The following is a 10,036-nucleotide window of genomic DNA, read 5'->3' as shown; positions in this document are numbered from 1 at the left end:
CCCCGGGGGCCTGGGGCGGAGCCCCAGTTGTGGGAAGGGGCGGGGAGGGGGCACAGCCCGCCGCAGGCGTCAAGACTCGTCGGACACGCCTAGCGCCCTCCCAGCACTCTCCCAGCGACGTAAGGAGCACCGGACCCGCAATGGGCGAACCTCCCAGTACCACCCGTGCCACGCCCCGCCCGCACCTCAGCGGAGCCCCCCTTATCGGGCAGACGGGAGTGGCACGGTGACCGAGATCCTGCTGCTTCTCCTCGGGCTGGCCCTCACCCTCGCCTGCGCCCTCTTCGTGGCCGCCGAGTTCTCCCTCACCACCGTCGAGCGTGGCGCCCTGGAGCGCGCCGCCGAGGCCGGTGAGCGCGGGGCCGACAGCGCGCTCACGGCGGTGCGCCGGCTGACGTTCCAGCTTTCCGGGGCCCAGCTGGGCATCACCGTCACCTCCCTGGTGATCGGCATGCTCGCCGAGCCCTCGCTGGCCGTCCTCCTCGAAACCCCGCTCACCGCGATCGGCCTGCCCGAGGGCGCGGCGTCGACGACCGCCGTGGTGCTGGGCGTGGCCGTCTCCACGGTGGTGCTGATGGTCGCCGGGGAGCTGGTGCCCAAGAACTGGGCCATCTCCCGGCCCCTGCACGTGGCCAAGGCGGTCGCCTCCCCGCAGCGCGCCTTCACCGCCGCCTTCGCCCCGCTGATCCACCACCTCAACAACACGGCCAACCGCCTGGTGCGCCGCATGGGTCTGGAGCCCGCCGAGGAGCTGGCCTCGGCCCGTACGCCGGATGAGCTGGTCGCGCTGGCCCGCCACTCGGCCGCCGCGGGCGCGCTGGAGCAGGACGCGGCCGAGCTGTTCGTCCGTACGCTCCACCTGGGCGAGCTCACCGCCGAGAACGTGATGACCCCGCGCGTGGACGTCCAGGCGCTGGAGGCCCACGCCACCGCCGCCGACGCGGCCAATCTCACCCTGGCCACCGGGCGGTCCCGCTTCCCCGTCTACCGCGACACCCTGGACGAGGTGGTGGGCACCGTGCACATCCGCGACGTCCTCGCCCTGGACGCCGCCCGCCGCGCCACCACCCCCGTCACCGACCTGGCCACGCCCCCGCTCCTGGTGCCCGACAGCCTCCCGGTGGACCGGCTGCTGGTCCGGCTGCGCCGTGCGCACACCATGGCCGTCGTCATCGACGAGTACGGGGGCACCGCGGGCATCGCCACCCTGGAGGACATCGTCGAGGAGATCGTCGGTGACGTCCGCGACGAACACGACACCGACGAGACCCCCGGCCTGGTGCCCCTCGGCCCCGGCGCCTGGGAGACGGACGGCGGCGTACGGCTGGACGAGCTCACCGGCATCGGCCTGACCGCCCCCGAGGGCCCGTACGAAACCGTGGCGGGCCTGCTGGCCACGGCCCTGGGGCGGATCCCGGCGGCCGGGGACACCCTCGAGACGGACGACGGCTGGCAGCTCACGGTCCTGAAGGTGGACCACCACCGCGCCGACCGGGTACGGATCACGAAGGCCGCCGAGGCCACCGAGGCCACCGAGGCCACCAAGGCCACCAAGGCCACCAAGGCCGTCCAGACCACTGAGTATCCCGAGGCCGCCCGATGACCGTCGTCCAACTCACCATCGGTGCCCTCACCCTCCTCACCAACGCCTTCTTCGTCGGCGCCGAATTCGCCCTGATCTCCGTGCGCCGCAGCCAGATCGAACCGCGCGCCCAGGCGGGGGAGAAGCGGGCGCGCGGTGTGCTGTGGGCGCTGGAGCACCTGTCCGCGCTGATGGCCACCGCCCAGCTCGGCATCACCATCTCCTCCCTGGTGCTGGGCGCGGTCGCCGAACCGGCCATCGCCCATCTGCTGGAGCCCGGCTTCGACGCCGTTCACGTCCCGCAGGCCCTGGTGCATCCGATCGCGTTCGTCATCGCGCTCACGGTGGCCACGTATCTCCACATGCTCGTCGGCGAGATGGTCCCCAAGAACATCGCCCTCGCCGCGCCCGAGCGCACCGCGCTCCTCCTCGGCCCGCCGCTGGTGGCCCTCACCCGCCTCCTGCGGCCCGTGGTCTTCGGCGTCAACGCCTTCGCCAACGCGCTGCTGCGGCTGCTGAAGGTCGAGCCCAAGGACGAGGTCGAGTCGGTCTTCACCGACGACGAACTCATCCGGCTGGTACGGGACTCCAGCGAAGCCGGGCTGCTGGACAAGTCCGGCGGCGAGCGGCTGCGCGACGCCCTGGAACTGGGCACCCGGCGGGTCGGCGACATCCTCGTCCCCCTCGACGAGATGGTCACCGTCGACCACCGCGTCACCCCCGACCGACTGGAACGCACGGCGGCCGCCTCCGGCTGCTCCCGCCTCCCGGTCACCGGACCCGGCGGCGCCATCCTGGGCTATCTGCACATCAAGGACACCCTCGGCATCGCCGACCGGGACCGCCCCTTCCCCCGCACCGCCGTCCACACCGTCCCCCGCGTGCGCGCCGACACCCCGCTGGACGACACCCTCACCACCATGCGGGCCACCGGCGCCCACCTGGCCGCCGTGACGGCCGACACCGGCGCGGTCCTGGGCTTCGTCACGATGACGGACGTCCTGGACGAACTCGTGGGCCCGGCCACCCCGGCGTAGCGGCGCAGCGGCGTAGCCGGGGGTGTCACACGGCGCCGCTCAGGGCGACGGCCGGGCCGACAGGGATCGACAGGGATGTAACCGTGCCGCTCAGGACGACGGCCGGGCCGACGGATGAACCGACGGACGGTCCGGCCGTACGGAGAACGCCGTGTCTCCGGCCGTCGCCACGATCGCGTCCTTGACGAGCACGACCCTCGGCTCCGCGTCCTGCGCCGCGGTCCCGGGGTCGTTCAGCGCGGCCGTGCGCCACGCCTCCTTGCCGTCGTCCACGGCCAGCGCCAGCAGACGGCCGAAGCGGTTGGCGAAGTACAGCTGCCCGTACCGCCGGGACAGCACCGGCTCGGACAGGCTCTCCGTTTCCGTCGCCCGCTGCCACAGCTCCCGGCCGCTGTCCGCCGCCACCGCGGTGACCGTTCCGTTGGGACGGACGAAGTAGACGGTGCCGTGCAGCAGGGTCGGCCTGCCGAGCACGGGGCGCTTCAGCGGGATGCGCGTGATCTCACCGGTGCGCGGATCCACCCGCGCCATGGCCTTGTACGGGCGCTCGTACCCCGAGTCGTAGACCTCCTTCGCGGTCTGCGGGATCAGGAACAGCGGCTTGCCCTGGACCGCGCCCAGGGTCAGCGTCTTCGCCGGGAGGGTGGTGAGTGTGCGCTGCGTGCCGTCGGAGGGGCCGAGCCGCAGCAGGTCGTACGGGCCCTCGGCGGCCAGGCCGTTGGAGCCGCTGGGCGCGCACAGACCGTACGGTGCGCCGCCCAGCACCGTCGGCTCGCAGAACCTCCCCTCGAGCGCGGGCGACTGCCACAGCCGCGCACCCGATGGCCCGTAGGCGACGAGCTCCCGGTCATCCGCCGACAGCGTCAGCACCCCGCCGGGGAAGACGCGCACCGAGGCGGAGCCGCTGATGCTCCGCTCCCACCGCTGCTTCTTGGTGGCGGCGTCCAGGGCCACCACAAACCGCTCGCCGTCCCCCTCCGCCTCCCGGTAGGTGTAGACGATTCCGTCCCGCACCCCGATGGGCCGCGCCAGCTGGGGGCGGGTGCCCCACCGCCACTGGACGCGGCCGGTGCCGGCGTCGACCCTGGCGACCGTGAACCCGCTGCCGCCGCAGTACAGGGACCGGCCGTCCTCCGGGACACATCCGGGCTCGTCGTAGACGAGGGGCGGCCCCTCGGTCCCGACCCGCAGATCCGTCCGCCACGGCTGCCAGCCCTTGGGGAGCGAGGCGGGCTGCTGGGAGTGCGCGGCGTCGGCGGTGGCGGACGCGTCGTCGCCCGACGAGTCCGTCCTGCCCGGGGCGAAGACCGCCACGGCGACGATCAGCCCGGTGACGGCCAGGGCCACCCCGGCGGTGCTGACGACGAGCCGCCGCCGGGCGCCTCGCTTCGGTACGGTCCGCCGGGACGCGGGGGGCTGGGGGTCGTGGGTCGGGGCGGGGACCGGGGCCGGGGCCGGGGCCGGGGAGGCGGGAGGAGGGCCAAAGGCGGGCGTTGCGGGGCCGTGGGGCGTTGCCGGGCCGTGGGGCGTTGCGGGGCCGTGGGCCGCCCCGGGGCTGTCGACCGCCCCATGCCCGTCGACCGTTACGGAGCCATCGGCCGCCGACGGGGAAGCCGCCGGGAAGTCCGACAGCTCGCGCAGCATGCGATGCAGCTCGTCCAGCTCCGGCCGGGCCTCCGGCTCCTTGGCCAGACAGCGCTCGGCGATGGGCCGCAGCGGTTCCGGGACCCCTTCCAGTGTCGGATGCTCGTACATCACCTGGTAGCCCGACAGATAGGGGCTGTCCGACTCGAACGGGCTGCTGCCCCGCGCCGCGTACACCAGCAGTGAGCCCAGCGAGAAGACGTCCGACGCCCCCGTGACGCCGCGCGGACTGCGCAGCTGCTCCGGCGACATGAACGGCGGGGTGCCGAGCACCCGTCCGATGGTGACGGTGAGCGTCTGGCTGTCGACGGCGCGGGAGATGCCGAAGTCGATGACGCGCGGACCGTCCTCGGCCATCAGGATGTTGGCGGGCTTCAGGTCCCGGTGCACCACCCCGGCCCGGTGGATGTCGCGCAGCGCCTCGACCAGCCCGAGGCCGAGCGTCCGCAACTCCCGCCCGCTCAAGGGGCCGTTCCTCCGTACGACCTCGGAGAGGGTCTGCCCCGGTACGTACAGGGTGGCCATCCACGGCCGGTCGGCCTCCGGATCGGCGTCCACGACGGGGGCGGTGAAGGCCCCGCTCACCCGGCGCGCCGCCGCGACCTCCTGCTGGAAGCGGGTGCGGAACTCCTCGTCCTGCGCGTACTGCTCATGGACCAGCTTGATCGCGACCTGCCGCCCCGAGGCCGCACGCCCGAGGTACACGACGCCCATGCCGCCCGCCCCGAGCCGGTCGAGCAGGGCGTAGCCGCCTATGGATTCCGGATCCCCGGTGGCCAGCGGCATCGCCGATCCCCTCTCCCGCGCCTCTCCCACGCTGTTTTTTCCGCGTCTCGAACGGCCCTGTCGAAGACCTACATTAGGTCGGCCGGTGCCCCGGCGGACCATGCCGTCCCGTACGTGGCGGAACGGTGATGTGCGCCAGGGTGACGCACGAGGGTGAACTGGCCGGTCTGGACGGGGAAGTTCCGTTAGCGGCGCGTTAGCGGAACGGTGTCGGGACGGCAGTGATACGGCAGCGGACCACGGAAAGCTCATAGCCATACCGAGGGCCGGTGCGGAACACCGGCCGGACCGCCGACCCATTGGGGGAGTCCGCCATGAACGTCACCGCTTACCGCCGCGGCCGCACCGTCCGTACGATCGCCGCCTCCATCGTGGCCGCTGCCGCCCTGAGCCTGACCGCGGCGTGCGGCGGGGGCGGAGACGGAGGCTCCGACAACGCGGACAAGGCGAACTCGTCGGCCACCGCCCCCGCGTCCTCCACGGACGAACAGGGCGCGGGCAAGGCCGAGGCCGGCAAGGAGAACCAGGCCGACACGGGGAGCCAGGCCGGCAACGGGAGCCAGGCCGACAAGGGCGACAAGGAGGGCGCCGCGGGCGTCAAGGACGCCAAGTCCCAGGCCCAGAAGTCCGGGGGCGGCTCCGAGGCCGAGCCGGTCGGCGACTGCGACATCAACAAGACGGCCATCACCGTCCAGAACGTCAAGAGCCCCATCAACCACATGCTGCTCAAGGCGACCAACAAGGCCGGCGTGGACTGCAAGCTGGTCGGCTACCCGGGCTTGAAGTTCGGCGCCAACGCGCAGGCCGCCACCCCGGTGAACGAGGACAGCAAGCCGCAGGCCGTGGTCATGCTCGCCCCGGGCGAGAGCGCCTACGCGGGCATCACCACCTCCGCGGCGGACGGCTCGGGCGCCGAGGGCGGCAAGGTCGACTCGCTCGAGGTCTTCATCGACGGCAGCGAGGACCCCAAGCCGGTCGAACTGCCCGGCGGCTCGGTCTACGTCGACAGCGCGGCGAAGGTCACGTACTGGCAGACGGACGCGCAGACCGCCCTGACCTGGTAACACCACGCGCAAGCACCCCTGTGTCACGGCGTTCATCTACATGAACACTGTCTTGCATAGAAGACAGTCCTCCCTGGAGGATGAAGCGGCGCCGCCGACGCGGCGCACAGGGCACAGGCACAGGGGTGGGGAACGGATGGGCATCGGCTCCGCGGCGCTGCTGGTGTCGGCCGGTGTGGCCTCCGGGCTCGCCGGTTCGATCGCGGGGCTGGCCTCGCTGTTCAGCTATCCGGCGCTGCTGGCGGTAGGACTGCCGCCGGTGGCCGCGAATGTGACCAACACGGTGGCGCTGTTCTCCAACACCGTCGGCACCGCGGCCGGATCCCGCACCGAACTCCGCGGCCAGCGCGACCGCCTCCTCCGGCTCGCCGCCATCGCGGCACTGGGCGGCGCGGTCGGGGCCGCCCTGCTGCTGGGCACCCCGTCCTCCGCCTTCGAGGCCGTCGTACCGTGGCTGATCGCCCTCGGCTCGGTACTGATCCTGGTCCGCGACCCGCTCCGCCGGCTCGTGGCCGCCCGCTCACGCCCCCTCGCCCACACCGCCCGCCCCACCCTCCCGCTGGCCTGCGCGGTCCTGCTGGTCGGCCTCTACGGCGGCTACTTCGGCGCGGCCTCGGGCGTCCTGATGCTGGCCGTACTCTCCCTGACGGCCGCGGAACCCTTCCCGGTCACCAACGCCGTCAAGAACATCGCCACCGGCGCGGCCAACGTAACGGCGGCAGTCGCCTACGTAGCCGTCGCCCCCGTCAACTGGCCCGCCGCCGCCACCCTGGGCCTGGGCGCCCTCCTGGGCAGCCGCCTGGGCCCCCTGGCCGTCCGCCACCTCCCCGAAACCCCCCTCCGAATCGCCATAGCCCTGGGCGGACTGGGGTTGGCCATCTCCCTCTGGCGCTGACCCCGCCGACGTCATTACCTGGGACGTAATCGCACCGAACCGCTGCGCTGGGCAGCATGGTGATCGCTCCCCGCAAGGTTTCCGATCGGAGGGATCATCATGTCCTTGGCCGCGCCCATGACCACCCGCGCCCTGGTGGAGGAACTGCTGCGCCGCATCGGTGAGGGGGACCCCGAGCGGATCGCCGGGCTGTATGCCGAGCGCAGCGACTGGAAGCTGGACTGGCCGGAGGGCGAGCACGGACGCGCCGCCACCCCGTGGATCCGGCATCGGTCCACCCGTGCGGCCGTGGCGGACCACTTCCGGGAGCTGGCCCGGCACCATGTGCCCGGGGAGGCGGCCACCGAGGTCGAGCGGATTCTCGTCGATGGCGACGACGCGGTCGTGCTGGGCGAGATCCGCCAGACCGCCCGGTCCACCGGGCGCGCCTATCGTGCGCGGTTCGCCCTGCATCTCACGTTCGAGGGCGGCCTTGTCGCCCGGCATCACGTCTACGAGGACAGCCTCGCGGTCGCCCAGGCCTTCAGCACGCCGCAGGCGTGAGCAGGTATGGATCAGACGTGACGCCGGGCTGTTGAGCGATCAGCGTGCCAGCAGGGGCTCCACCCGGGACAGGGTGTCCAGGATGTTCGCCTCCGTGATCGCCATCCGCGCCTCGTCCGGTGTCAGCCAGCGCAGCGGCGCGTCCGGGTTCTCCGGCCGTACCGCCTCGGGAGCGCTGGTGGCCAGCACGAAGCGCACATCGGCGTGCTCATGCGCCGGCTCCCGGCTGTTCGCGGGGACCGGGACGATCACCAGATGCCGCACTTCGGCGTCCGGCCACGGGGCCAGATCGGGCAGCCCCGTCTCCTCCCGCCCCTCCCGCAGCGCGATGGCGAGCGGGTCGTACTCACCCGGGTCGCCATGCCCGCCCACCAGCAGCCACGACTGGTGGCGCTGGTGCCAACGCAGCAGCACACGGCCGCTGTCGGGGTGCACGATCAGGGCGGAGGCGGTGATGTGGAGGGGACTCGTCCGGTCCCAGGGCCCGCCCCCCTCGACGACGCCGCGCACCCGTTTGACGTCGGCGCATTCCGCGGTGGTCTTCGGCCGGTAGCCCGTAAGGACATGGAGGACTGTGTGATCGGCTGTGGCCATGCGCGGATCCTAACGACGCGAGCCCGCCCACGGCGCGGGGTTTTCGAAGAGCCGAGACGCGGCAGGACCACTCCTCCCCGGACAGCCGTCAGGTGGTGATGGTGGCGACGGGTTCGAGACCGTAGGTTCGCGCGTAGCCGTTCTCGGTGCCGACGAGAAGGTCGACGACCTCGAAGTAGCGGTCCCAGAACGGGGTTTCGCGCAGTGCGTCGATGAGGCGCTGGTAGGCGTGGTGGTCTTCGGCTTCCCACACCCAGACGTCGGTGACGCGCGCGGAGTAGAACTCCGTGTCGTAGAAGCGTGACCGGACTCCGGTGGTCTTGGCCTCGATGGCCGGCAGGACCTGGGTGGTGAAGGCGTCCACGCGTTCCTGGACGGTCAGCGCGAGCCACTCGGGTGTGGTCTTGACCAGCATGAACGCCGTGACCGGCGGTTCGGACTTCTCGGCGGGCATCAACTTGGCTCCTAAGGAACTTCAGACGAGGACGGCGGGCTTGAGGGTCTGGGCGCACCACTGCTCGAAACCGGTGGGGGAGGTGGTGTCCGCGGTGCGGGCGATGCCGGCGTCGAGGCCCTCGTCCTTGGCCCGCTTCATGTCGACGATGCCCTGGACGAATGCCTCGTTGAGGCCGTGGCCGACGAGGGTGGTGGACAGCTCGTCGAGCGGCTGGCGTTCGTAGCGGACGGGGCGGCCGAGCTGTTCGGTCATGATGCGGGCCAGGTCGTTGGGGGACAGGTCCCGCGGCCCGAGGACCGGGACGCTGTCGGTGCCGGTCCACGAGCGGTTCAGCAGCAGGCCGGCGGCGGTGGCCGCGATGTCGGCGACAGCGACCATGGGGGCCTTGCGGTCGGCGTTGACGGAGTCGGTGAAGACGCCCTTCTCGCGGATCGAGTCGGCTTCCTCCAGGAGGTTCTCGAAGAAGGACGGGCAGGCCAGCGCCCGGTAGGCGACGCCGGTGCCCGCGATGAGGTCGTCCATGGCGAGGGAGGCGGTGACGAGGCCGGCTCGGCCGGCGAGCGGAGTGCCGCGGCCGAGCGCGGAGACGCCGACGACATGGCCGACGCCGTGGGCGGCGAGCGCCTTGACGGCGGGGAGGGTGAAACCGCTGTACGTGTCGTACGGGGTCAGGGAGGCGTCTGGGGGGACGAGCCAGAAGACGGCGTCCGCACCCTCGAAGGCCCGGTCGAGGACACCGGCTTCCGCGTGCGATCCGGTGACCACCTCGACGCGGCCGCGCGCCGCGTCCGGAAGCCGGGCGGGATCGCGCACGATCACGCGCAGTTCCTCACCCGCGGCGGGAGCGGACTCCAGGAGCCGGGAGAGCAGGTGACGGCCGATGTTCCCGGTGGGAGCAGTGATGACGATCAACAAAACCGGCTCTTCCTACTTCAGGTGGGGGCTGGTGAGTCCGCCTCCGATGAGCAGCATGCGTAGTCGGTAGTGATCGCGGTTGCGGAAGCCTCGTGCGATGCGGCGTTGGAGTTCGATGAGTCCGTTGATGGCCTCTGTGCCGCCGTTGTTGGCGCGGCCGGTGTCGAAGTAGGCGAGGAAGGCTTCGCGCCATTGCTGCAGCGTCTTGCCGAGTCGCTTGATCTCCTTGATCGGGCACGTCGGGAAGGTAGCGAGGACCTTCTCGGCGATCTTGCGTCCCTCGGCGGGACTGCCGGCCTGGTAGGCGGCTCGCAGTTGCTGGGCGCAGAGCCAGGCGACGAGAACCTCGTCGTGGCGTTCGTCAGCGGCGATCGCGAGGTCGAGTCGCGCTCGTTGTCGGTCGGTGAGTTTCTCGACCCCGCAACGCAAGATGGTGCGGATGCCGTAGAGCAGGTCGCCCTTCCTGCCCCGGTGGCCATGGATCTGTTGCTGGACGCGACGACGGACCTCGTCGACGGC

At 72.0% G+C, this 10,036-nt stretch carries 10 protein-coding genes; 5 read left to right on the top strand and 5 right to left on the bottom strand.

The window, feature by feature from the left end; translation table 11 throughout:
* Positions 1–226 precede the first annotated feature (226 nt).
* A complete protein-coding gene (locus tag ACFXB5_RS50145) occupies positions 227–1,603 on the top strand; it encodes a hemolysin family protein (RefSeq protein ID WP_385221906.1) in 1,377 nt (458 codons plus the stop codon).
* Complete coding sequence (locus ACFXB5_RS50140; RefSeq protein ID WP_385221903.1) at positions 1,600–2,619, top strand: hemolysin family protein; 1,020 nt, start codon at positions 1,600–1,602, stop codon at positions 2,617–2,619. The genes ACFXB5_RS50145 and ACFXB5_RS50140 overlap by 4 nt, the downstream gene beginning before the upstream one ends.
* A 90-nt stretch (positions 2,620–2,709) precedes the next feature.
* Here the strand turns inward: ACFXB5_RS50140 and ACFXB5_RS50135 are convergent, their stop codons facing one another.
* Positions 2,710–5,049: a protein kinase gene (locus ACFXB5_RS50135; protein ID WP_385221900.1), complete on the bottom strand. Its 2,340-nt coding sequence runs from the start codon at positions 5,047–5,049 to the stop codon at positions 2,710–2,712.
* 314 nt (positions 5,050–5,363) lie between these two features.
* Here ACFXB5_RS50135 and ACFXB5_RS50130 point away from each other — a divergent pair, with 314 nt between their 5' ends.
* The 3 genes from ACFXB5_RS50130 (at position 5,364) to ACFXB5_RS50120 (ending at position 7,551) form a co-directional block, all read left to right on the top strand.
* Complete coding sequence (locus ACFXB5_RS50130; RefSeq protein WP_385221897.1) at positions 5,364–6,113, top strand: DUF4232 domain-containing protein; 750 nt, start codon at positions 5,364–5,366, stop codon at positions 6,111–6,113.
* Positions 6,114–6,249: 136 nt separating this feature from the next.
* Positions 6,250–7,008 (top strand): sulfite exporter TauE/SafE family protein, encoded by a 759-nt coding sequence (locus tag ACFXB5_RS50125; protein WP_385221894.1) that lies wholly within the window; start codon positions 6,250–6,252, stop codon positions 7,006–7,008.
* Between the two features lie 99 nt (positions 7,009–7,107).
* Entirely contained in the window at positions 7,108–7,551 is a 444-nt protein-coding gene (locus ACFXB5_RS50120; protein WP_385221891.1) for a nuclear transport factor 2 family protein, read from the top strand.
* A 39-nt stretch (positions 7,552–7,590) separates the two neighbouring features.
* Here ACFXB5_RS50120 and ACFXB5_RS50115 read toward each other — a convergent pair whose 3' ends face one another.
* The 4 genes from ACFXB5_RS50115 to ACFXB5_RS50100 form a co-directional block, all read right to left on the bottom strand.
* The gene (locus ACFXB5_RS50115) at positions 7,591–8,145 is read right to left on the bottom strand and encodes an NUDIX hydrolase (RefSeq protein ID WP_385221888.1); all 555 of its coding nucleotides are present in this window, start codon (positions 8,143–8,145) and stop codon (positions 7,591–7,593) included.
* Between the two features lie 88 nt (positions 8,146–8,233).
* Entirely contained in the window at positions 8,234–8,599 is a 366-nt protein-coding gene (locus tag ACFXB5_RS50110; protein ID WP_385221886.1) for a darcynin family protein, read from the bottom strand.
* A gap of 21 nt (positions 8,600–8,620) precedes the next feature.
* Positions 8,621–9,514, bottom strand: coding sequence for an NAD(P)H-binding protein (locus ACFXB5_RS50105; protein ID WP_385221883.1), 894 nt, complete (start codon positions 9,512–9,514; stop codon positions 8,621–8,623).
* A gap of 15 nt (positions 9,515–9,529) precedes the next feature.
* Positions 9,530–10,036, bottom strand: a 507-nt coding sequence (locus ACFXB5_RS50100) for a transposase (protein ID WP_385221880.1), incomplete at its 5' end; no start/stop codon positions are given.

Source organism: Streptomyces sp. NPDC059455 (assembly GCF_042750115.1).
Lineage (GTDB): Bacteria > Actinomycetota > Actinomycetes > Streptomycetales > Streptomycetaceae > Streptomyces > Streptomyces endocoffeicus.
The sequence above is the reverse complement of the archived record's forward strand: the minus strand, read 5'-3'. Positions and strand labels throughout refer to the sequence as shown.

Coding starts and splice junctions, on each gene's coding strand:
- ACFXB5_RS50140 (WP_385221903.1), top strand. CDS start 1,600: ATGACCGTCGTCCAACTCACCATCGGTGCCCTCACCCTCCTCACCAAC.
- ACFXB5_RS50135 (WP_385221900.1), bottom strand. CDS start 5,049: ATGCCGCTGGCCACCGGGGATCCGGAATCCATAGGCGGCTACGCCCTG.
- ACFXB5_RS50130 (WP_385221897.1), top strand. CDS start 5,364: ATGAACGTCACCGCTTACCGCCGCGGCCGCACCGTCCGTACGATCGCC.
- ACFXB5_RS50125 (WP_385221894.1), top strand. CDS start 6,250: ATGGGCATCGGCTCCGCGGCGCTGCTGGTGTCGGCCGGTGTGGCCTCC.
- ACFXB5_RS50120 (WP_385221891.1), top strand. CDS start 7,108: ATGTCCTTGGCCGCGCCCATGACCACCCGCGCCCTGGTGGAGGAACTG.
- ACFXB5_RS50115 (WP_385221888.1), bottom strand. CDS start 8,145: ATGGCCACAGCCGATCACACAGTCCTCCATGTCCTTACGGGCTACCGG.
- ACFXB5_RS50110 (WP_385221886.1), bottom strand. CDS start 8,599: ATGCCCGCCGAGAAGTCCGAACCGCCGGTCACGGCGTTCATGCTGGTC.